General features: G+C 47.0%; 21 protein-coding genes and 1 pseudogene. 6 read left to right on the top strand and 16 right to left on the bottom strand.

The genetic code is table 11. The features are described 5' to 3' along the window. Nucleotides 1-42: 42 nt before the first annotated feature. The 4 genes from prmC to lepA form a co-directional block, all read right to left on the bottom strand. Nucleotides 43-957, bottom strand: a complete 915-nt coding sequence (gene prmC, locus FYJ53_RS04665; protein ID WP_154557018.1) for a peptide chain release factor N(5)-glutamine methyltransferase — start codon at nt 955-957, stop codon at nt 43-45. Further along, entirely contained in the window at nt 957-1,163 is a 207-nt protein-coding gene (rpmE, locus tag FYJ53_RS04660; RefSeq protein ID WP_013381757.1) for a 50S ribosomal protein L31, read from the bottom strand. The genes prmC and rpmE overlap by 1 nt, the downstream gene beginning before the upstream one ends. Nucleotides 1,164-1,267: 104 nt before the next feature. Next, nucleotides 1,268-3,121, bottom strand: a complete 1,854-nt coding sequence (gene rho, locus FYJ53_RS04655) for a transcription termination factor Rho (RefSeq protein WP_013381758.1) — start codon at nt 3,119-3,121, stop codon at nt 1,268-1,270. A gap of 182 nt (nt 3,122-3,303) precedes the next feature. After that, entirely contained in the window at nt 3,304-5,109 is a 1,806-nt protein-coding gene (lepA, locus tag FYJ53_RS04650) for a translation elongation factor 4 (protein WP_013381759.1), read from the bottom strand. Nucleotides 5,110-5,278: 169 nt separating this feature from the next. Between lepA and rpsT the strand changes: the two genes are divergently transcribed. Further along, complete coding sequence (gene rpsT, locus FYJ53_RS04645) at nt 5,279-5,545, top strand: 30S ribosomal protein S20 (protein WP_013381760.1); 267 nt, start codon at nt 5,279-5,281, stop codon at nt 5,543-5,545. Between the two features lie 133 nt (nt 5,546-5,678). On the opposite strand, the gene holA is transcribed toward rpsT, so the two are convergent. The 3 genes from holA to FYJ53_RS04630 are packed head-to-tail and all read right to left on the bottom strand — an operon-like array spanning nt 5,679 to nt 9,786. After that, the gene (holA, locus tag FYJ53_RS04640; protein WP_154557017.1) at nt 5,679-6,692 is read right to left on the bottom strand and encodes a DNA polymerase III subunit delta; all 1,014 of its coding nucleotides are present in this window, start codon (nt 6,690-6,692) and stop codon (nt 5,679-5,681) included. Nucleotides 6,693-6,713: 21 nt separating this feature from the next. After that, nucleotides 6,714-9,029 carry a DNA internalization-related competence protein ComEC/Rec2 gene (locus tag FYJ53_RS04635; protein WP_154557016.1) on the bottom strand — a complete coding sequence of 772 codons (2,316 nt, stop codon included), beginning with the start codon at nt 9,027-9,029 and terminating at the stop codon, nt 6,714-6,716. A gap of 46 nt (nt 9,030-9,075) precedes the next feature. Continuing rightward, nucleotides 9,076-9,786, bottom strand: coding sequence for an MBL fold metallo-hydrolase (locus FYJ53_RS04630; RefSeq protein WP_090413319.1), 711 nt, complete (start codon nt 9,784-9,786; stop codon nt 9,076-9,078). A 146-nt stretch (nt 9,787-9,932) separates the two neighbouring features. On the opposite strand from FYJ53_RS04630, the gene FYJ53_RS04625 reads away from it, so the two are divergent. The 3 genes from FYJ53_RS04625 to FYJ53_RS04615 all read left to right on the top strand — a co-directional run bounded on the left by FYJ53_RS04625 (nt 9,933) and on the right by FYJ53_RS04615 (nt 12,998). Continuing rightward, nucleotides 9,933-11,168, top strand: a complete 1,236-nt coding sequence (locus FYJ53_RS04625) for a patatin-like phospholipase family protein (protein WP_154557015.1) — start codon at nt 9,933-9,935, stop codon at nt 11,166-11,168. Then, on the top strand, nt 11,165-12,094 hold the full coding sequence (locus tag FYJ53_RS04620; RefSeq protein WP_154557014.1) for an alpha/beta hydrolase: 930 nt from the start codon (nt 11,165-11,167) through the stop codon (nt 12,092-12,094). Before FYJ53_RS04625 ends, FYJ53_RS04620 begins: the two co-directional genes overlap by 4 nt. Nucleotides 12,095-12,221: 127 nt before the next feature. Continuing rightward, nucleotides 12,222-12,998 carry a class II glutamine amidotransferase gene (locus FYJ53_RS04615; RefSeq protein WP_013381767.1) on the top strand — a complete coding sequence of 259 codons (777 nt, stop codon included), beginning with the start codon at nt 12,222-12,224 and terminating at the stop codon, nt 12,996-12,998. 47 nt (nt 12,999-13,045) lie between these two features. Here the strand turns inward: FYJ53_RS04615 and FYJ53_RS04610 are convergent, their stop codons facing one another. Both FYJ53_RS04610 and aspS read right to left on the bottom strand, forming a co-directional pair. Continuing rightward, nucleotides 13,046-13,495, bottom strand: coding sequence for a SoxR reducing system RseC family protein (locus FYJ53_RS04610; protein WP_154557013.1), 450 nt, complete (start codon nt 13,493-13,495; stop codon nt 13,046-13,048). 63 nt (nt 13,496-13,558) lie between these two features. Beyond that, entirely contained in the window at nt 13,559-15,334 is a 1,776-nt protein-coding gene (gene aspS, locus FYJ53_RS04605; RefSeq protein WP_090413309.1) for an aspartate--tRNA ligase, read from the bottom strand. Nucleotides 15,335-15,542: 208 nt separating this feature from the next. Between aspS and FYJ53_RS04600 the strand changes: the two genes are divergently transcribed. Next, the gene (locus FYJ53_RS04600; protein WP_090413307.1) at nt 15,543-16,199 is read left to right on the top strand and encodes a Crp/Fnr family transcriptional regulator; all 657 of its coding nucleotides are present in this window, start codon (nt 15,543-15,545) and stop codon (nt 16,197-16,199) included. A 157-nt stretch (nt 16,200-16,356) separates the two neighbouring features. Further along, the gene (locus FYJ53_RS04595; protein ID WP_090413305.1) at nt 16,357-17,736 is read left to right on the top strand and encodes a uroporphyrinogen decarboxylase family protein; all 1,380 of its coding nucleotides are present in this window, start codon (nt 16,357-16,359) and stop codon (nt 17,734-17,736) included. Nucleotides 17,737-17,799: 63 nt separating this feature from the next. Here the strand turns inward: FYJ53_RS04595 and FYJ53_RS04590 are convergent, their stop codons facing one another. The 7 genes and pseudogenes from FYJ53_RS04590 to FYJ53_RS04560 form a co-directional block, all read right to left on the bottom strand. Continuing rightward, nucleotides 17,800-18,051, bottom strand: a complete 252-nt coding sequence (locus FYJ53_RS04590) for a TfoX/Sxy family protein (protein ID WP_013381772.1) — start codon at nt 18,049-18,051, stop codon at nt 17,800-17,802. A gap of 170 nt (nt 18,052-18,221) precedes the next feature. Further along, nucleotides 18,222-18,806, bottom strand: a pseudogene (locus FYJ53_RS04585) (nitroreductase family protein); the annotation flags it as partial. Between the two features lie 164 nt (nt 18,807-18,970). Continuing rightward, nucleotides 18,971-19,678: a hypothetical protein gene (locus tag FYJ53_RS04580; protein WP_013381774.1), complete on the bottom strand. Its 708-nt coding sequence runs from the start codon at nt 19,676-19,678 to the stop codon at nt 18,971-18,973. After that, complete coding sequence (locus FYJ53_RS04575; RefSeq protein ID WP_013381775.1) at nt 19,675-20,349, bottom strand: hypothetical protein; 675 nt, start codon at nt 20,347-20,349, stop codon at nt 19,675-19,677. Before FYJ53_RS04575 ends, FYJ53_RS04580 begins: the two co-directional genes overlap by 4 nt. Further along, nucleotides 20,346-21,191 carry an ABC transporter ATP-binding protein gene (locus FYJ53_RS04570; protein WP_090413303.1) on the bottom strand — a complete coding sequence of 282 codons (846 nt, stop codon included), beginning with the start codon at nt 21,189-21,191 and terminating at the stop codon, nt 20,346-20,348. Before FYJ53_RS04570 ends, FYJ53_RS04575 begins: the two co-directional genes overlap by 4 nt. Next, nucleotides 21,184-21,786, bottom strand: coding sequence for a TetR/AcrR family transcriptional regulator (locus tag FYJ53_RS04565; protein WP_013381777.1), 603 nt, complete (start codon nt 21,784-21,786; stop codon nt 21,184-21,186). The genes FYJ53_RS04570 and FYJ53_RS04565 overlap by 8 nt, the downstream gene beginning before the upstream one ends. A 125-nt stretch (nt 21,787-21,911) precedes the next feature. Continuing rightward, on the bottom strand, nt 21,912-22,352 hold the full coding sequence (locus FYJ53_RS04560; protein ID WP_090413302.1) for a GNAT family N-acetyltransferase: 441 nt from the start codon (nt 22,350-22,352) through the stop codon (nt 21,912-21,914). Nucleotides 22,353-22,368: the final 16 nt, after the last annotated feature.

The raw sequence follows: 22,368 nt of genomic DNA, 5'->3' as shown, positions 1-22,368 counted from the left end.
TAAAAGTTTTTGAACTTCAAATTCAACTTCAATTTTTTGTTTTTATTCTTTCCAAGCGACAACTCCGCGCACCGCTCCTGTCAGGTCAGGGACCATCGTTATGGCGCCAAAGCCCTGTGCTTCAAGAAGCTCCGCGACTCTTACCTCCTGGGCATTGCCAACCTCAAGAACAATCGCGCCGCCTTTTCTTAAGTAAGGGCCCGCTTCCCCCGCAATACGCTCATAGAGATCATATCCTGTCACACCGCCTGAAAGCGCCAGCATTGGCTCATAATCCACAATATCTCTTTGCAGCGTTGGGATAATGCCATCAGGAATATAAGGCGGATTGGATACAATCAGGTCAAAAGGCTCTGTTTTCGAAAGGCCTTTAAAAAGATCGCTCTCTACCATCGTAATGTTTGAAAAGCCTAAATTCCGGGCGTTTTCTGCTGCCACCTTCAGCGCTCTGCCCGAAATATCCGTGAGGGTAACCACCGCACTTGGGTCAAAAAATTTCAGTGAGAGGCCGATCGCACCGCTTCCCGTACACAAATCAAGCACACGCGGCTTTCCGGTATCCTGCTTGATCTGTGGAATTACCCTTTCGAGAATCGCCTCTACCAGTGATTCCGTATCCGGCCTCGGAATAAGCACATCTGGCGAAACATGAAAAACCAATCCCATAAATTCTTTTTCACCGGTGATGTAAGCCACTGGTTCAAGGAGCGCCCGACGGTCAATGCGGCTGCGGTACTCCTCGGCGTCTTCAAAACTTACCGCCTTTTGAGGGTCACTGTAAAAAGTGATACGCGCACAGTTCAGCACTGATGCCAAAAGCACCTCGGCATCCAGCCTTGGGCTTACAGACCCGCACTGCGCAAGCCTTGTACTCCCCACTTCTATGAGTTCTTTAATAGTATTCATCCTGTTTTTCACAATAAAAAAGCCGGTTACCAGGAACCGACTTTCATTCATTATTCGCCTTTTTTGCCGTATTTTCTGTTGAATCGTTCTACACGACCACCTGTATCTACTAATTTCTGTTTGCCAGTAAAGAAAGGATGGCAAGCTGAACAGATTTCAACCTTCAGTTCCGGTTTAACAGAACCTGTTTCAAATGTATTACCACATGCGCATTTAACAACGGATTTACCGTATTCTGGGTGGATACCTTTTTTCATCGAATTCACCTCATTTCGTTCTCGTATTTATATATATTGATACATATATTTTTTTCAACTAAGTTAGTATAACAGATTCTCTGTAAAAATGCAAGTTTATTTTCTCAGGATTTAGATTTCTGAAGGATCTTTTTAAGAAAATCCTCATTATCGGTTGTGCGTTCAAGGGTATTGATAATTTTGTCTGTCAGCTGCACAGGGCTGTTGCCTGCGTACAGTTTACGGATCTGGTAACTGACTTTCAGCTCATCGGGTGTCAGCAGCTTTTCTTCACGGCGCGTACCGGATTTGTTCAGGTTGATAGCCGGGAATATCCGGCGTTCAGCCAGCTCACGTTCAAGGTGCAGTTCCATATTGCCTGTGCCCTTGAACTCTTCAAAAATAATGTCATCCATCCGGCTCCCTGTATCCACCAGCGCAGTTGCCAGTATGGTCAGGCTGCCGCCGCCTTCAATATTTCTGGCAGAGCCAAAAAACTTTTTAGGAAAGTACAGCGATTCCGGGTCAAGTCCACCGGTCAGGGTCCTCCCTGACGGCTCGACAACCAGATTATTGCCGCGGGTCAAGCGCGTCAGACTGTCCACCAGCACAACAACGTCCTTTCCCTGTTCAACAAGCCTTTTTCCACGCTCCAGCACAATTTCCGCCACACGGATATGATTTTCGGGCGGCTGGTCAAAGGTAGAGTAGGCAATATCTGCGTCGATGGAACGCTTCATGTCGGTTACTTCCTCAGGGCGTTCATCCACCAGTAAAATAATCAGCTCAATTTCCGGGTGGTTGGAACGGATTCCCTGGGCAATTTCTTTAAGCAGCGTTGTTTTACCAGCCTTCGGCGGCGCCACGATCATCCCCCTCTGCCCTTTTCCCATAGGTGAAAAGATATCGATGATACGCGTTGATACAATGTCTCTGTCTGTTTCAAGGGTAATGCGTTCCTCGGGAAATACTGGCGTCAGGCGTTCAAACCGGGGACGGCTTGCGATCTTTTCAGGAATATCACCGTTGACTGTTTCGACATACAGCAGCGCATCAAACTTTTCCCCTTCGTTGGGCATACGGATTTTACCCACGATTTTATCGCCGGTCCGCAGATTAAAACGGCGGATCTGGTTAGGCGCGACATAGATATCATTGTCACCGGAGGTGTAGTTGTTCATTCTCAAAAAACCAAAACCATCGGAATTTAAGTCTAAAATCCCTTCCTGCGAGTTCTTAAAACGGTCAAGATTTTTTTTATCATCAGCATAGAGCATACTGTTGATTTTATTGATGATGTCTGAGGTCTGTGTTCCGTTAACCATCTCTAAAAAGAGCATGGCCGCGTATTTCTCGCCCGGTTTTGCCTTCCGCACCTTTCCCCCGACAATATCGCCCGTTTCCAGCTTAAACTTCTGGATCTGCGAGCCTGAAACATAGACCCATTCCTGCTGGGATTTCATTTCCGGAGTCTTTATAAAACCAAACCCCTCCGGCAGTACTTCCAGAGGGCCGGCCATTTCAATACTGTCTTCAATATTGTCTTTGATTTTTGCATAGCGGTGATTATTGTAATTGTTATGGTTGTTATGATGCTGTTTTTCCATCGGCTGGGGCAGCGCACTGCGCTCCTGTTTAGACTTATCTACCAGAGCCCGGTCATTCGCTTTTGTCTCATTCTTTTCCTTAACAGCCGTTTTTCCTTCATTTTTTTTATCGGCAGATTTCCGTTCATCCGCCTTTTTATCGCTGTTTTTAGGCGCTTGTTTTTCGGCCTTTTCCGTTTCATTCTTCTTTTGAGCCGCTTCTTTTGGGGATGGCTCCTCTGTCCTTTTAACCGTTTCTGATTTTTGACTGGCTGCTGTAATCATATCGATAAGCTCCTGCTTTTTCTTTTTGCTCAGTCCGGTAAAGCCTAAACGCTCCGCCTCTTTGCGCAGATCGGCCACAGTCAGCTTTTCAAGATTTGTCGTATCCAATAGATTCCTCCAGAATGTGAAATTTGATTGCAAAACTTATAAATGTAGATTTAAAAGTAAAGATAGATAGTTATGATTACTAATTTTAGCATATCTGTCATAAAAATACAATAAAAATAAAAACCGCCGGAAAAGCCGTAAAAATCGGCTTTGCCACAGCGGTATAATCATTGCTTTTTCGCCTATGAATCCAGTTTCAGTACTGCCATAAAGGCCTCCTGCGGTACCTCTACGCTGCCCACCTGACGCATACGTTTTTTCCCTTCCTTCTGCTTTTCCAGAAGCTTGCGCTTACGGCTGATATCCCCACCATAACATTTGGCTAAAACGTCCTTGCGCAGCGCGCTTAGAGTTTCCCGGGCAATAATTTTATTACCGATGGCGGCCTGAATTGGAATTTCAAACATCTGTCTTGGGATGGATTCCTTAAGTTTTTTGGTAATAGCCCGTCCACGGCCCACGGCCTTTTCTTCATGGACGATAAAGGATAAGGCGTCCACCAGCTCGCCGTTTAACAGAATATCCAGTTTCACCAGCTTCGCCGGGCGGTATTCCTTGATCTCATAATCCAGAGAAGCATAGCCGCGGGTTCTTGATTTAAGGGCGTCGAAAAAATCATAGATAATTTCATTGAGCGGCAGCTCATAATGCAGGGACACACGTGTTTCCTCGATATAATCCATATTGATATAGGTGCCCCGCCGTTCCTGGCAAAGCTCCATCACAGCTCCCAGATACTCAGACGGGACCATGATTGTCGCGTCCACAATTGGCTCTTCCATGGTGTCAATTTCAACTGGGTCCGGAAGATTGGTGGGATTGTCCACCCAAAGCTCTGTACCGTCTGTTTTGATAACCTTGTAGATAACACTTGGCGCAGTGGTAACCAGATCCAGGTTAAATTCACGCTCCAGCCGCTCCTGAATAATCTCCATGTGCAAAAGCCCCAGGAAGCCGCACCGGAATCCAAAACCAAGGGCAATGGAGGTTTCCGGCTCATAGAGCAGCGATGCGTCATTGAGCTGCAGCTTGGCTAAAGCTTCCTTCAAGTCCTCGTAACGGGCACCATCCGCAGGATATATCCCGCAGAATACCATTGACGTTACTTTTTTATAGCCTGGAAGTGGCTCAGCCGCAGGGCGGTCTGCTGCGGTAATAGTATCCCCGACGCGGGTATCACGCACATTTTTAATCCCGGCGTTCACATACCCGACATCACCCGCGGACAGCTCGTCCACTGGCAGCAGTCCCTTGGCAAAGATTCCGACCTCATCCACCTCAAAATCCTTGCCAATGGCCATCATTCGGATCTTCATGCCAGCCTTGATCTTTCCCTGAACCACGCGCACTGAAGCGATAACCCCGCGGTACTGGTCATAGTAAGAGTCAAAAATCAATGCCTGGAGCGGTGCGTCCGAATCCCCGCCTGGCGCTGGAACATCGCTGACAATGGCCTCTAGCACATCCTGAATATTGATTCCCGCCTTTGCAGAAATAAGCGGCGCATTCTCTGCGTCCAGTCCAATTACATTTTCAATTTCTGCCTTCACCTCATCAGGACGGGCACTTGCCAGGTCAATTTTATTGATAACAGGCACCACTTCTAAATCGTTATCCAGTGCCAGGTACACATTCGCAATCGTCTGGGCTTCAATCCCCTGGGATGCGTCCACCACCAGAATAGCCCCCTCACAGGCTGCCAGGCTTCGGGATACCTCATAGTTGAAATCCACATGACCCGGTGTGTCAATGAGATTTAAGATATACTCCTCGCCATCCTTGGCATTGTAAATAAGCCGTACTGCCTGCAGCTTGATGGTGATCCCGCGTTCTCTCTCAATATCCATGTTATCGAGAATCTGGTCTTCCATATCTCTTTTGCTCAAAAGTCCCGTTTCTTCAATCAAACGGTCAGCCAGTGTCGATTTGCCATGATCGATATGGGCAATAATCGAAAAGTTTCGGGTTCTTTCCTGTTTTGTTAACAAAGTAATTCCTCCAATGTGTAAGTCTATTCGATAAAACACGCTATGTGTCCATTATTTTTATGCTACAGATTATTCTATCAAGAAAAAATTTTTTTGTCACGTTTTTTGTTGTAAATTTATTTTCAATGTGTTACAATCAATACGTTATAAATAAATGAGGAGGTACTCCATGGCTAACATTAAATCAGCTATTAAGAGAGCTAAAACAAACGAAAAGGCAAGATTGCGCAACAAAGCGGTAAAAACAAATTTAAAGACAACCATCAAAAAATTTGATGCTGCAGTTGCAGAAGGCGATCAGGCCAAAGCAGAAGAAGCTTTCCGCTTAGCAGTTAAAAAACTGGATATGGCCGTTACTAAACATGTCATCCACAAAAATGCTGCTTCCAGAAAGAAAAGTACTTTAGCAAGAGCCTTAAACGGAATGACCGAATAACCTCATTGTTTATATATTCCCAAATTAAAACCCGTGTCTCAAGGGTGGGCGCACAGTTGTTAGTGCGCTTTTTCTATTTTTTGAAAGCTAAAGTGGAAGATGCGGCAGAACGCCGTATCTTCTCCCCAGCGCATTAAAGCTTGAGTACAAACCATTCCAGACCAAACTCAGGGTCAATCTGTCCTGTTTTCATTTTAAGATCCAGCTCTGCCGCCTCGATCATGGTACGCTTAAGGCCTGCCACCCGGTAGCGCCGGCCATTCTGCAATACCTTTTTAACCACGAAAGGCGCCAGCTTTGCCTCCTTGGCAATGGTGTCCGAAGACATGCGTTTCTCAGAGAGCAGCTTGACCATCAGCATAATACGAATTTGCCTCAGCAGGAGTCCAAAAACGCCAAAGGGGCCTTCTCCCTCAAGATAAAACTGATTAAGCATTTTAAGCGCCGCGCCCTTATTGCCGCCCATGGCATAATCGACCATCTTAAACACATTATCCTCAACCGATTTGGGCATGACCGTCTCTATATCCTCCAGTGTAATGGCGTCACGTTCCCCTACATAGTCAATGATTTTATTCAGCTCGTTATCAACCATTTCCATATTTTTATTATCATTTTCAAGATACAGAGTATCCATGACAAACTGCTCCACTACCCTCTGGCTTGTCCGTTTGCCTGCCAGCTTAAGCCGGCGGCCAATCCATTTTTCCAGATCAATTTTATTCAGCTTGTCATAATCCACAATGGCTCCCTGTTCCTTAAGGGTTTTATATACCTTCTTACGCTTGTCCGGACTGCTGTCACAGAGAATAAGCACCGTACTGCCAGATGGTCTTTCAATGTATTTGTTCAGAGCTTCCACGGTTTTCTTATCGCTTGTCTTCGTCAGGCCTGCGCTTTCGCGCACAATAACCACCCTTTTTTCACTCATAAGCGGCAGCGTCTCGCACACAGACAATATCTCTGATATATCTGGATTTTTGTCCTCAAACACCGCCAGATTCAACTGCTCCAAGCCAGGCGCGATCACCGTTTCTACAAGAGTGTGCTCAACCATATTCCCGATGTACTGCTCCGGCCCCGCAAAAAGATACACTGGTCGCACCTCTTTCTGCTTGATGGCCTTCATTAGTTCCTGATATTTCATGTTAACCTCTTATCCGTTATTTTAATCTTTATCGATATAGCTTCGTACGCTTAAATTTTTTCCATCTGTCCATACTTCCACTGCGCCGTTTTTATCCGTTCTTTTACAAACCGCGCCGGATACCTCAATATTTTCAAGCACCTCGTTGGTCGGATGTCCAAAACTATTATAACGGCCAACCGAGATTACAGCAAGGGATGGATTAAGCTTTTTTAAAAACTCCGGCGACGTGGAAAACCGGCTGCCGTGATGGCCTACTTTCAGGACGTCCGTTTCATGCAGGCCGCGAACAATGGCTTCCTCAGCCTGAAAACCGGCGTCACCTGTAAAGAGGAAGGATCGGCTTCCATAGCATAAACGCAACAGCATGGACACGTCATTTTGCTCCTCGTCTGCCAGCGCTTCTCTTTTACTTTCCGGCCACAACACCTCAAAAGATAAGCCATCGCCGCTTTCCAGTGTACTGCCTTTTGCGAGAACCTCTACGGGTATTTTATTCTGGCTTAATAGCGCTTCATTATTATATTTACTGGAAACATAAATCCGCCCCACAGGAATTTCGGTGAGAAGCTCCTCAATCCCCTGTGCATGGTCCGCATGATTATGTGAGATAAAAACCCCGTCAATCCGCTGGATGCTTTTGGCGTACAGCGCAGGCAGCAGAACACTTTCAGAGATAGGTACACGCTCCTTCCGGGGGGCATTGCCATAGTTTTCGTATCCCCCGCCATCAATAAGGTACACACCTCCAGATGGTGTCTCAACGAGTGCACTGTCGCCCTGTCCCACATCTAAAAATGTTACCTTCAAAGGCTGACGAACCAGCGATGTGCCAAAAATGACCAGAAGCAGCAGTGGAAAAGATATCCCAACAAAATACCGGGCAGATTTTTTGTTCAAATTAAAATACCCGGCGAGCAGATGGGCAGCAAGAACCAGTATCAGAAGTTCTGCCAGAGTCATGGCGCCTCGATGCAGAACCAGCCAGCTAAATTTTGAAAAAAGATTGGTTAAGAATAGAACACAATCCGCTATAAAGGCTGTCGGCAGGCAAAAAAGCCCGCCTGCTGCCGGAATAAAAGCCGTAAGTGGCACTGTAATCAAAGCAAAAACCAGCAAAACACCCACCAGAGGGACGACCAGCAAATTAGAAAACAGCGCTACCAGATTCAGGGTATGAAAATGGTAAAGGCTGGCTGGCATGGTACCCAGGGTGGCACAAAAGGTCAAAAGCAGGCTGGATACCATCGCTCCCGGTGCTTTAATGTGCCGTCCATATTCGTACAGCAATGGCCTGTAAAACAAAACAATTGCCAGCACCGCGGAAAAAGAAAGCTGAAAGCCTGCCATAAAGAGCTGGGCTGGCTGGAATAATAATATAATGATACCGGCCATACACAGTCCGTTTAGCGCGTCATAGGTCTCAGCCATTCCCCTGCCGCCAACCAGTGCCAGGCACATCAGCGCAGCCCGGATGACCGACGGGCTGAAGCCTGTCAGTGTAATATAAAACAGCAGGCAGACCGCCAGAACCGGTAAGTGGTAACGGCGCCGCACACCGAGCAGAGCCAGCATCCAAAGCACCAGAGCGTACACATAGCCCACATGCAGACCGGATATAGCCAGCACATGGGAAACGCCTGCCTCCCGAAAGGATGCCTTTACCTCGTCATCCATAGTATTGTCGCCTAGTAGGATTCCCTTGATTAAGCCGCTCTGGGACGGCGTGAAGAACTTGTCGCAAACTTTTGACAAATACTGTTTAATGCCATAAACAGCGTATATGGGACTGAATAAACCCGGTTTCACTGTGACAGCCTCTCCGTTTTTCAGATAAACCTGTCCGTCGATCCCCTTTGCCTTTAAATAAAGTGCATAGTCAAAACCGCCCGGATTCCGCCTTCCGGCTGGCTCACTGATTTCACCATCAAAGCTTAAAGCAGCTCCCGGCGTGTAGTTTACACTGTTCTCCGCTACTGTAACCATCACCTTTCCTGAAACAGGCATGTCATTAATTTCCTGAAGTTTTAGTACAAACCGGGTCTTTTCCCCTTCCTGTGAGGGGACACTATCCACTATGCCCGAAAGCAATACCGGTTGATCCCAAAAATCCTCAAAAGGATTTTCGTTTCCAAACACAGGGATAGCAGCGGCACACCCCAGCATGTAAATGGCCAACACCAGTACTACACTTACAGGTCTTACTTTTTTGAAGATCAGCGGTAAAGGCAGCAAAGCGACCGGTAAAAGGACGTAAAGAAAAAAGGGCGCCCCAAATCCGGCCAGCAGGATTGCGCAGCACAGTGCTGCGAATGCATAAATCAGCGGTCGTTTCATTGGGCCCCCTTATCCATTTATTTATTTTGCCGCTCTCAGCAAGTGATCAAATCGTAAAGTTCGCCATGATTTCAGCCTTGGATAAACGTCCGTTAAAGCGTCCATTTCCAATCTCATAGTAACGCTGCGGTGAAATCTCTGGGCTGAAATGCGTGAGGATAAGCCGTCGGACTCCGGCATTGTTCGCGTTTTGAATGGCTTTTTCCATAGACAGGTGAATCGCAGAATCCACATCATCCAGAAAAGCGGAATCGCACAGCAGCACATCCACCCCCTTTGTAAATTCTTCCAGCGCCTGGCACATCGCCGTATCGCCAGTATACATAAAAGTAGACTTCCCGTCATAGGCCTTAATCGCAAAATCCTTAAGCGGATGGCGCATTTCCATGAAGCTGAAGGTCATGCCGCCAATTTCGAACTTCAAATCCTCAGTGATCGGCGTAAGATCAAATACATTTTTATAGGACAGCCGGTCAAATTCCTTATCGGGGCTGTCGGGGGCATAAAGGGGAATCGTCATTCCCCGCATCTCAAGGGCATAGCGCAGCACAAACAAATCCGAAATGTGGTCGGGGTGAAGATGGGAACAGATTACCGCAGTAATATCCTCAATGTCACAGATTGTCCGAAGGTTGGCCAATGTACCGTTGCCCATGTCAAGCACTACCTTGGAATCTCCATTTTCAAGCAGATAGCCCGAACAGGCACCTCCTGCCTTTGGGTAGGGTCCTGTATTGCCTAATACGGTTAATTTCATTTCAAAAAACCTCCATTTTTTCGTTGATTAAAGTTCATTTTAATGGTTAAATGATATAGTAATATAGTTATTATACACCATATTTACAGATTATCCCACGGTAATCCAATCTTTTTAAATACATTGACATCAAAAGGAGGTTCGTCATGAATAAACCGGGCTTGGTTTTGTCCGGCGGCGGAAGCCGCGGCTCCTATCAGATAGGGGCTTATCGGGCATTGAGAGATAACGGCATCGAAATCTGTGCCGTTGTAGGTACCTCCATCGGAGCCATAAACGGAGCCTATATTGCCCAGGGCGATCTTGATCTCGCCTGCGATGTCTGGGAGCATATTGACTACCACACCGTTTTCGCCGAAACCAAAGGGTTGCTGATGGATGTGGAACCCCTGCGCACACTTCTAAACGAAACCATCGACGAAGACGCCGTAAGACACTCCCCCATCCGTTATGGGCTCACTACCTACAATTTAAGTGATATGAAAATGGAATACCTTTTTATCGAGGATATTCCACAGGGCAAGCTGGTTGACTTTATTATGGCCAGCTCCAATGTCCCCATTTTTAAGAGAGTGGTTATCGACAATAAGCGTTACCTCGACGGCGGTGTCTACGACCCGCTGCCGCGCAAAATGCTTTACGACGCAGGCTGCCATGACATGATCACAATCATGATTGATATCAATCCCATAAGTGCATCGGACCGTATAAAATACGAAAATCTCGAGGAGCTTCGTATTACCCACTCTGCCGACCTCGGCCATTTTTTGAGCGTGGACCCGGTTGTCATCAGGCAAAACTACGACATGGGCTACTACGATGCTCTGCGGGCCCTGAGCCAGTATGAGGGTGGTTATTATTACCTTATTCCTAAAAACTACCGTTCCGTCCCCCTGGCCCGGGCTTTTAATAAAAGGGATATCCGTCCACTGGTACAGGACAGAACAGCCCGTTCCATTTTAAATGGCAGTATGACCTTAAGACGGCTGCTTATCCACCTCACCCTGACCCGGTACTGGAAATCTAATTACACAATGACCTGGAATGAGCTTTTTACAGCCTGTGCCGAGCTTACAGGTGAGCTTTTAGCCATTCCAAGGTACAACGCCCTTACACTGTATGAGCTCATCAAGCAAATACTCGACAGTACGGATTTTATAAAAGCCTCTGACAGCTTCCAGAAGCATGACCATGCCTCCCTGGGAGAGGTCATTTTCACAGGGCAGACAGAGTTCATCCGCAGGGAATACGCAGCGGTGGCTCTGGCCGAAAATCATCCGGCAATTACAGCGCTGCTGCCAGCGCTTATTCTGGCAGTACCCGATGTGGTCATTGCAGCCATGTTCCTAAAAGTCATCAAAAACAGAAGGAGAAACCAATGATAAGACTCGATCCCCAAAATTTTGAAGCCTCCGACGGCGCCCGGATATACTATTACAGCACTCCACGCAATTTAGATACCAAAGCCGTCCTTATAATTGTCCACGGAATGGCAGAGCATGCCATCCGCTATACCGAATTCGCTGATTTTCTTTACCGGCGAGGCGTTATCGTCTACGCCATCGACCAACGTGGACATGGTATGACTGGAACCTTCGACGGCACCCTGGGCTATTTTGACGATGTAGACGGCTGGCAGCGCATTGTCGAAGATATCCACGAGCTTACCGACCGTGTCCGTGAGGAAAACCCGGATTTGCCCTTGTTCATTCTTGGTCACAGTATGGGCTCTGTCGTTACACGCACCTGCCTGATTGATTTTGGCGGCCTGTTTCAGGGTGGTGTTATTGTCGGAACCACCATGGGGGTGAGCAAGGCTGTTCGGTCGTTGGGCAAGGCTATCGCCAAGGCAGAAATCGCCAAATACGGCCCTACTCATCCCTCTGAGCGGCTGACACAAATGTCCTTTGGCAGTTATAATAAAAAATTTGCCCCTAACCGTACCGAGTACGACTGGCTTTCCGTCAATGCGCTGAATGTAGACACTTACTTAAAAGATCCGCTGTGCGGCTTTACCTGCACCTCAGCTTTTTTCTATGACCTTTTTACCGGTCTGGACTACGCCAATGATCCTCGCAATATTTTCAGAATGCCCGCCGATCTTCCTATTTATCTGATTTCTGGCGGCAGCGACCCTGTCAGCAATATGGGTAAGGAGGTCCGTGCACTATACCAGCGTTTTAAAAAAGCGGATATGAAAGATGTTTCCATAACGCTGTATCCTGGCAAACGGCACGAAGTCCTGAACGAGACCAATCGGCGTGAGGTTTATCAGGATATCCTGAGCTTTATACAAAAGCATTTTTAAGAGGCTTCGGCCTCTTTCTTATTGGTCTTCAGGCAAACCAGCTTGACATTTTCATTCATTCATACTAAAATACATATTAATCATACTTGTTTTGTAAATTTAATGTAGATTCAGAAAGGATAACATCATGTGCGAACTTTATGGAATTACCGGGGACATCCCAGTACGTGCCAACGACATGCTTAAAGAATTTTACACCCACAGTTATAAACATCCCCATGGATGGGGTATGCGTTATTTTAACAAAGACGGCGCTGTTTCCATGTGTAAAGAAGCCGTTGGCGCGCACGACAGTCTGCTGCTTCCAGGACTGCTCAATCATGATATCAGAACCTCTGTGCTCATTGCCCATATTCGATTTGCAACCATCGGGTCCATTGCCAAAAGCAACAGTCACCCTTTTACCGCCCGGGACAGCAGCGGACGGGAGTGGACGCTGGCTCACAATGGCAATATTTACTCTGGCATGGAACTGCTTCCTTATCTGGATACTCAGGCCGGTGAAACCGACAGTGAACGTGTGCTGCTCTACCTGACCGACGCCATGAGCAAAGCCTTCAACGACGCGGGCTGTCCTCTGGACGCGGTTCAGCGGGCAGCTCTGCTCGATGAGAAGATTACCGCCATCGCTAAACGCAACAAGCTTAACCTGCTCGTCTACGACGGTGAGGTTTATTACATACATACAAATATTATTGACACTCTGTACTCCGCTAAAAAATCCAGTCATATCTGTTTTTCCACCCACCCTCTTTCTCAAGAGGGTTACTGCTGGAAAAAGGTACCCATGGCCCGCCTCTTTGCCTATAAGGGAAATCAGCTTATCTACTCCGGACAAAGCCACGGCCACGTGTTTAAGCCTGCAAAACTTCCAGAAAATGATCGGGGAAGCTTTGTAATTTAAAAAGCCTGCCGAACTTAAAATTCGGCAGGCTTTTGTATTTTTATCGTCTATTTACTTTCCGGCGGCAATTCCTGTGCTTCGGCTTCGATCTCTGTGATCACCGGCTCATATTTGGAGTTAAACTTTCCTTTTTTATCGAAAACACGGATGACCAGATAAGAGATAACCGTCAGCAGTATACCGGTAAAAAAGGGAACGAGTACCAAATCCAAAGTCAGGGCAACAGCGGTAAAATAGCCGGCCGCACAGCCCACAACAAAGGCGATAAGAGGGATACCGTACATAATTGAGGTCGCCTTGATAACATTGGCAAACTCCATTTCCACAGATACAGTGTCGCCCACCTGAGCGCCAGCTGCATTTCTGGCCGTAGCTTCCATGGTCATTTTTTCTTTACCGACCTGGCAGGCTCCGCAATCGCCGCATGCGGCATGGCGCTTAATCAGTACCTTTGCATTCTTTCCCTTTAGTTCTTCAACGATTCCAATTTCTTTCATCGTATATCACTTCCTTATATGGTTGCTTTTTCCCTTTTATACCCTGTCCGGCATTCTTAAAACTTACAGTATTTCGTCAATGCTGATGCCCAGATCGATGAGCTGGTCAAGCTGCGCTTCGGCCGGCGCATCGGTCATCAGGCAGCTGTGGTTTTGTGTTTTCGGGAACGCAATAACGTCACGGATATTATCGATATCCATGAGCATCATGATGAGGCGGTCTAGACCAAAAGCCAGTCCTCCGTGCGGTGGTGTGCCATACTTCAGTGCTTCCAGCAGGAACCCGAACTGCTTCCAGGCGTCCTCCATGGTAAACCCAAGGGCCTTGAACATTTTTTCCTGTACATCCTGATTATGGATACGGATAGAACCACCTCCCAGTTCAACGCCGTTTACGACCATATCGTATGCATCAGCGTGTACCTGCGACGGATCGGTTTCCAGAAGCGGCAGATCTTTATCCAGCGGCGCGGTAAACGGATGGTGCTTGGCTACATAACGCCCTGCCTCCGCATCGTACTCGAGCAGCGGGAAATCAATAACCCAGAGGAAATTGAACTTACCGCTCAGGTCAAACTCAAGCTTCTTAGCCAGTTCCAAACGCAGCTGGCCAAGGGCAGTACAGACAATCTCATCCGTATCAGCCACAATGAAGATCATATCGCCAGGCTCTGCGTCCATACGTTCAAAGATCGCATTTTTTTCTTCTTCAGAAATAAACTTGAGAATCGGCGATTTCATTTCTCCATCGGATACGTCGATCCAGGCCAGCCCCTTTGCCTTATAAATAGCTGCAAATTTTTCAAGGTTTTTAATGGTTTTTTTGCTGAGTCTGCCCTGGGCATCCTTCGCGTTAATGGCACGGACAGAGCCACCCTTTTTAACGGCGCCTGAAAATACTTTGAATTCGCTGTTTTCAACAATATCGGAAATATTTGTGAGCTCCATGCCAAAGCGCGTATCCGGCTTGTCTGAACCGAAACGGTCCATTGCTTCCTGATAAGTCATTCGGATAAACGGAGTTTCCAGTTCAATACCTCGGACTTCTCTGAAAATTTTAGCAATCATGTTTTCCATGATGGGGAGAATATCGTTTTTTGTGATAAAGGACATTTCCATGTCGATCTGGGTGAACTCTGGCTGACGGTCCTGACGGAGGTCCTCGTCACGGAAGCATTTTGCAACCTGATAGTAACGGTCTACACCCGAAATCATCAGGATCTGCTTAAAGAGCTGCGGACTCTGGGGCAGTCCGAAAAATTTCCCCTTCTGAACGCGGGAGGGTACCAGAAAGTCACGGGCGCCTTCTGGAGTCGGCTTACCTAAAATTGGTGTTTCAATTTCCAGAAAACCTTCGTCGTTTAAAAAGTTACGGGCAATACTGGCCACCTGGGCTCTGGTTTTCAACATTTTCTGGTTTTTAGGCTTACGAAGGTCTAAATAGCGGTATTTCAGCCGGACCGCCTCGTTGCTCTTATCATCGTCCTCCACATAAATTGGCGGAGTATCGGCAGTATCGAGAATGGTCAGGCTTTTAACCATAACCTCAATTTCACCAGTTGCCATTTTGGGGTTGACGTTTTCTGCGTCGCGGTTAACAACTTCCCCTTCAATACAAAGCACATATTCATTACGTACCTTTTCGGCTTCTGCAAAGGCATTTGCGCTGACTTCTTCATTGACGACCAGCTGTACCTTGCCGCTGCGGTCTCTTAAATCAATGAAAAGAACCCCTCCAAGATTTCTTCTGGTGTCTGTCCAGCCGCATAATTTGACGGTCTGTCCTACAAATTCCGTATTCAGTTCGCCGCAGAGGGCGTTTCTATAGGTGGTTTTCATCTTTCCTCCTGTTATGTTATCTATGCGTATTTTAACTTTTTCATATCTTATTATTATATAAAAGGCGTCCCCTTTATGTCAAGTGTCTGTGGAGTTTTTCTGGGCTTTATCCAATATCTTTACACAGCGGGATAAAAGGGTGATATTAAGCAATTATGAATAAAGGCATGCTATACTAATTTAAATCAAGATTCGAGAGGAACTTTCAATGCATCTGCAATATTATTTTGGCGATGACTTCAAACAATTTGAAGACTATCTTTTGTCCATAGAGCACACGGTTTTTGAATGTACAAAGGACACGCCGCTCAGCGGTGTGGGCGCGCCACTGGACAAAGAGTATTATGTTCTGGAGGGCATGATCCGAACCTCCTTTATACATGAAAGCGGCCATATCAAGGCTTTTGCTTTTTACGGACCTTATACATTCGCGCCTCTCTACTATCCCGGTGACTATAAGATCGAAAGCTCTCTTATCTTTACCGCCGCCACAGATCTTAAGGCTTTGGCCTTTGACCGAAAACTTCTGGGGCGCTATCTCAATGAAAATCCCGAGCTTAATCAGGCCATGTACGATGCCTATATGCGGCTGGTGGTGCTGCTTATTGAGGATAACATCAATCAGCTTTTTTCAACAGGACTTGAAAAAATTTCGCATTTCCTGTACAGCGCTGTCACCAACAGCGGCAATCCTGTGGTCCTGATATCTCAGGACGATCTGGCCAACTTTGTGGGCATGAACCGGGCCAATGTGGCTAAATATCTGAAGCAGCTGCGCGAGGAGGAAATTATTGAAACAGCCAGAAACCGGATCATCGTAAAAAACGCCAAAAAGCTACAGGACTACAGCCAATACATCGGCTAAACCTTTTATTTTTCCTTAAAAATATATTATTTTAATGTTTTTTTGGCTGTTATGTCTTTTAAAAGATATACAGTCTTTTTTATTGTGCTATAATTGGTACATATTTGAAAACGTTACAGGCCTGTTTTTCAAACGAATATAAGTGAGGTGTTTTTCAATGAGTGATAACAAGAAACTACAGGAAAATAGGATCAAAAATTTCCATGATTTTTATAACAACCGGATTCCAGATCATGTGCCTACCGGCTATATGATCTCTCATTATCTGGTAGCAGAATACGGCGGACAGAATCTTTTTGACTATCAGTACGATTACGGACGTCTGCGCGAGCCTGCGCTGGCACTGGATAAACGAATTATCTCAGATGTGACTCCTATTCTTCCGTGCAGCCAGGTGCTTAACCGTCCGGCAGAATTTTACCAGATCCTGGGCTCTCAGTCTTTTGTAATGGGAAAGAACGGAGTCGTCCAGCACCCTGAGGTTGTCGGTATGCAGTCTGACGAGTACCGTGCCTTGATTGACGATCCCTTTACCTTTTTAATGGAGACTGTTATCCCACGCCAGTATAAAAATCTTGATCCCTGTGACGGATTTAAAACCGCCACAACGATTATGAAGGCTCAGTCCAGCCTGGATAAATCAATCAACGCTTCACTGCCCTGGTTCATGGAAATCACAGAACAGGGCGGACACTATCCCGGCGCTCCCGCCGGCTCTTCCGGCATGACAGAAGCCCCCTTTGATTTTATTGCCGACCAGCTCAGAAGCTTCAGCGGTGTGAGTATGGACATACGCCGCCACCGCAGCGAGCTTAAGGAAGCCTGCGAAGCCCTGTTGCCTGTACTGTTTGAATGGGGACGTCCTCCGGTTCCAAACGCAGAAGGCTCTGTCTTTATTCCACTGCATATGCCAACCTTCATGCGCGAAAAGGATTTTCTTGATCTGTGGCTGCCAACCTTTAAAACCATGATCGAGCAGTACGCAGCTCTTGGCGTACGCTGCAATATTTTCTGTGAGGATGACTGGACACGCTACCTGGACGTTTTGCAGGATTTCCCTGCCGGAACACAGATGTGGTTTGAATTCGGCGATCCTCAGCTGATTAAGGATAAACTGGGCGACAAGATGATTATCCAGGGACTTTTCCCTGTTTCTGCCCTTCGCGGCACCAAAGAGGAAGTCGTAAGCAAAGCCAGGGAGCTGCTCGACATTATGATGCCAGGCGGCGGCTATTATTTCCACTTTGATAAAAACCCATTCCTTCTGAACGAAGTTAACATTGACAACTGGGCCGCCTTATCCGAAACGGTTGCGAAATATGGCGTCTATAAAAATGCAGGAGAAGCCTGCGGTACGCCGCTGAATGCAGAAGGATTTGTCTTTGACCCATCCAAATTCAGACCCATTGAATCTAAATATCTGACCACTTGGGAAGCTTTAAAAGCTGAAAACCCACTGGTTCCTGAAATTGCCAAGGGAAACCTGGCCCAGCTCAATAACGAGCTCATCAATTTCTTTATGTACCTTCTTGTCTAAACACAGAAAAGAGCCGCGGGATTCCATTCCGCGGCTCTTATTCTTGCGTTTTAACCAGATACCCTAAAGGCTGTTAAACCAATCCTTAAGCTCCTGTTTCACCTCATCAGGCAAATCGTATTTTCGGACGCCCTGAATCGCGCCCTCCAAGCCCATAAGCTTATGCAGGCAAGAGCTGGGGTCATTCTGCTTTAATTTTAAAAAAGCCTCCTTCGTTCCGGCTGCACGAAGCTTTTCCGGAGTGTCAATTCCGACTGCCTCGAGTTCCCTGGCAACCACCTTTCCAATATTCGGCAGCTTTTCCATCTGTGACATGTTTACGCTTCCTTTCTTATCCAAGACATGGTGTAGAACCCATTTTCCGGTGTATGCGCAATGGCATCCGGCATTATTTTCAGCCCTCCATCAATGCCAAGTTCCTGGCAGGCCAGATCAAAATGGCAGAGGGCAATGCCCAGATCAATACGGTTCAGGCTGCGCGGTGCCATACGGTAAAAGTGCGCGCCCTCTGGCGCAATGAGCACCTGCCACGGCTGGCAGTTTCTTGAGGATGGGGCCAAACGCACCATCTCGAGAGGTATCCCAAAATCCCCTGCACTTTTTTGGGTGAGCGGGATATTCCAGTTATCTGAGAAAAAGATGGTCTCAAAGGGTTTCCTGGAGCGCTGCTTGGTTACCCTGCTCATAGTTTTAGACACCATGGACGGTTTGGCGGACGCCTGGCCGACCGGCGAAACAATGGGCAGCATTTCGTCTGCCTTCAGCTGAACTGCATCGGCAAAAGCCCCCTTGTTAAAGGTTCCGCCAATCCAACAGGTACCCAATCCCAGCTGGGTGCTCTTAAGCACGACTTTTTCAAAGGCATAACCCAAAGCCTCCTCCGCAAAACTGCTCCGGTCACAGCACACAGCAAAAAACGCCTGTGCATTTTTAATGACCCCATAAGTACCCAGTCGATGGTTGCCAGGGTATTCACCTGTTTTAATTAACTCAACTCTTATTCGTGCATCAAAGGGATGCTCTATATGCCGCAGATAGTCTTTAAGCTGCCCTTCTGCTGCGTGGTGCATGGGACGCTTGCTATAGCTGCGTATCGAACGGCGGGCTTTCATTGCCTCGATTACCGATTTTTTCATCCTTACCACCTCTCCCTGGCATCTTTTTTTATGTGATACCAAGTGTTGCTCTTAGGATACCACCAACCAGGAAAAATTTCAAGTTTCAGTCTCCTGTGCTAGGTCAGCTTTAATGAAAAACGGCGCCATAGCACAAAAAACCAGAGAACCGATGTCCCTGAAAATAAGAGGATGGCAAAGAAGCCCGGCGTTATGGCCCACTGGGCAATCCAGAAAGAGGGCATTAAGCCGAACACATACTTTCCACCTCCCTTGAATACAAAGGGAATCACCATACCAAACAGAATAAGACCTGAAAGCTTGCTGATTGCCATCCCTTCTACTTTATTGGAGGACAGACTGACAATAAGCATGGCTGCCAGCATCCCCAGAACCGCAGACTGCAGGGACAGACTGGCCATGATAAAGATTGAATCAACTGACAGCCTGAAAACTGCCAGAACACAAAAGGATACCAGCCCTGAAACCGCAGCGGGGAAAGCCAGCCGTGACACCAGATATCCATTTTTACCAATTGGAGTGACACAGAGATAGGCGCTCATATGACTGTCAGTCTCGTCCAAAATAACCATGGCCGAAACAAAGCACAACATGTAAGGAGTGATACCGGAAAGGAGCAGGTCCAGCAATAAATAGTAAGACTCAAGCCCAAAGCCAAACCATCTAACAAACAACGGCTCCAGTACCGGAATACCGAATCGGAAAAACGCACCGCAAAGCGGTGGGGCTGCACATACCATAACCAGCATCCTGTCTGCTGCAATCTGACGAATAAAGTAACAAAACGAACGATTCAGTGCCCTCATAATGTCACACTTCCAAGATAACGGGTCATTTTTATATAAGCAGCCCGCGCCGTAAAAAATGCTGCTGCCAGCCACAGAAGAAGGCTGAGCGCTGTCCAATTAATATTTCCGCTTATGAGCTGATAAACCGCCACACCGGGGTGCAGACCGAGCATCCAAGGCCGATAACCCGCTACCCACAAAATCGCGGGGCCAAAGATCACCAGCTCAATAGGCACAGTTACCAATATAAACTGGTTAATCGTAGAAATACTGGTACCTGCTGCCAGACCTACCATGCTGAAAAGCATCGCGCCAGTAAATGTGCCGGCACATAAAAGGGGCAGGCTCGGGCTGCCGCCTACCACACCCAGCACCGCTGCGGCCAGGGTGCTGATCAAGGCCAGAGACAAGGCTTTGGAAACAATATATTCTTCCGGGCGCACCGGTGAAACAGCAAGGGATTCCAGCACACGCTGGCTCCGCTCCAGAAGAATGACGGCTCCCATGAAGAACAGCCCCAGAGCTGCCGGATCGGAAAAGATAATTAACGCAGTACCAGTCACCTTCCAGTTCGACGGCAGTATGGACAGTACGCCCGCATAGATCAAAGTCAAAATCAGGTATAAACCATAAAAACCGTACTTCCACTGCTGACGAATATCGCCCTTTAAAAGACACACAATTCTCATTGCAGCGCCCTCCCTGTCATTTCGATAAAAATATCGTTAAGGGTTGGTTCGCTGCTGTGTATGGATAACAGGCGATTGCTCTTGATCAGCCCGGCAAGCAAAGAATCATCAGACAGGGCACCAAGAGGGCAGGATGCACTTTTCTCAACGCCATCTAAATAAGAATAGGTAACCCTGGCGGCTCCCTTTGACATTATCAGGTGGTGTGGCGTATCCACTGCTTTCATCTCGCCATCGACGATAAAAGCAACACGATCGCAGAGCTCTGTGGCATCCTGCATATTATGAGTTGTCAGAATAATCGCCTTTCCCTGACTGCGCTGCTCTCTGATTAAGGCCTTCATATGACTGCTGCTCACAGGGTCAAGGCCGCTTGTGGGCTCATCCAGAAAGAGAATATCCGGATTGTGTCGAATGGCTTTGACAAAATTGAGGCGAGATTTCATTCCTTTTGAATAAGCCGATACCTTTTTATCTCCGTCCTTTTCCAGACCAACACTTTCTAAAAGTCCCTCAATCGGCTGCAGAGGACCTTTATAAAGTGAACCAAAAAAATCAAGGTTCTCACGTGCAGTCATTTTTTCATAGAAGCTCGGAAACTCAAAATCCACACCAATCTGCTCATAAAAGCTGTTGCTGTGATTCCGGACCTCCTTCCCGTTGACCACAGCGCTGCCGCCATAGCCAGGCAGTATACCCGTCAGGATTTTCTGAAGGGTACTTTTCCCTGCGCCGGAAGGCCCTAAAAAGCCAAAGATCTCACCTCGCTTCACCTCAAAACTGATCGACTTTATGAAAGGCTTATGAGTATAGCTGAAACTCAAATTTTCTGCTCTAATCATCTTTCACCTCAAAAAGCTGAATAACCACACCGTGCAGCAGCATTTTCAGCACATCGTCAAATATCGGGGCACCGATCTCTCTTTTATGCAGGAGCAGTAAAAATACTGCTCTCAGAGCAGCGCTGAACAGCTCCAGATTTTTTCCCTCCACTCCCGGCAGCATAGCTGCCAGATGCTCGACACTGAAATCATCCTGGGCCTGGTGCGCTGCTACCACTTCGTCGGGCAGCCTGCGCATGAGCAGCTCCAGATCACCGCTCACAATCATTGGCATAAGAATACTGTCGTCCGCCATTTTACAAAAACGGAAAAGCAAATCCGTCAATGTATCCGGGGTCACATTGTCTTTTAAGGCTCCGACGGCTTTCAAAACCTCTTCCTGTACATTATCATGGAAGTCCATCATCACCTCAAAGAAGAGCATTTCCTTGGAGGGATAAAACAGGTAAAAGGTCCCCTTGGGAATATTGACCCGGCGTACCAGCTCATCGACTGACGTCTTGCGCATTCCATACTGTTTAATACATAAGATGGCTTCCTCATGAAGCCTCTGGCGGATATAAGCCCGCTCCTGATCCGAATAAGCCCTTGGCATTTCCAATCCTCTTTTCTCACATTTGACTATTTTTATTACATTAGTCAAATAATATCATTCATTATAGATTGAGTCAAGAGAATAAAAAAGACCTGCCTCTTTACCAAGGGCAGGCCGTATAATCATTAAAGCTCTTTATGCATCATCAGCCATTCGTCTACACCAGAATAGCCAAGACTTTTATAAAACTCATGGGTTTCCGGCGCTCTCAGAGTCATTAGAATAATTTCCTCCACACCGTTCTTTTTTACATGCTTGGTCATTTCATCTAAAAGCCGGGTACCTATGCCCTCGCCCTTATGATCAACATCTACACAGAACTCCTTAATTTGAAAGGCCATCTTAGTATCCTCGTACTCATAGTCACCCAGAATCATTCCAACTATATACTCATGGTCATCAAGGGCTACCATGGCACTGGCACTGTTATTGGAAAGCATAAGCTCCAGACGCTTCTCTGCACGCTCAGGTGTCCAGCTGTCCTTCCAGGGGGGTGTATTAAAAGCCCTGGCAAAAAGCTTGGAGGCTTCTTTTAAGTGTTTTTCCGTCATTTCAATAAAAATCATATCTACCACTTCCAAT

The organism is Eubacterium sp. BL-380-WT-2B, from assembly GCF_009696115.1.
In the GTDB taxonomy this organism is placed as follows: domain Bacteria; phylum Bacillota; class Clostridia; order Eubacteriales; family Eubacteriaceae; genus Eubacterium; species Eubacterium callanderi.
The sequence above is the reverse complement of the archived record's forward strand: the minus strand, read 5'-3'. Positions and strand labels throughout refer to the sequence as shown.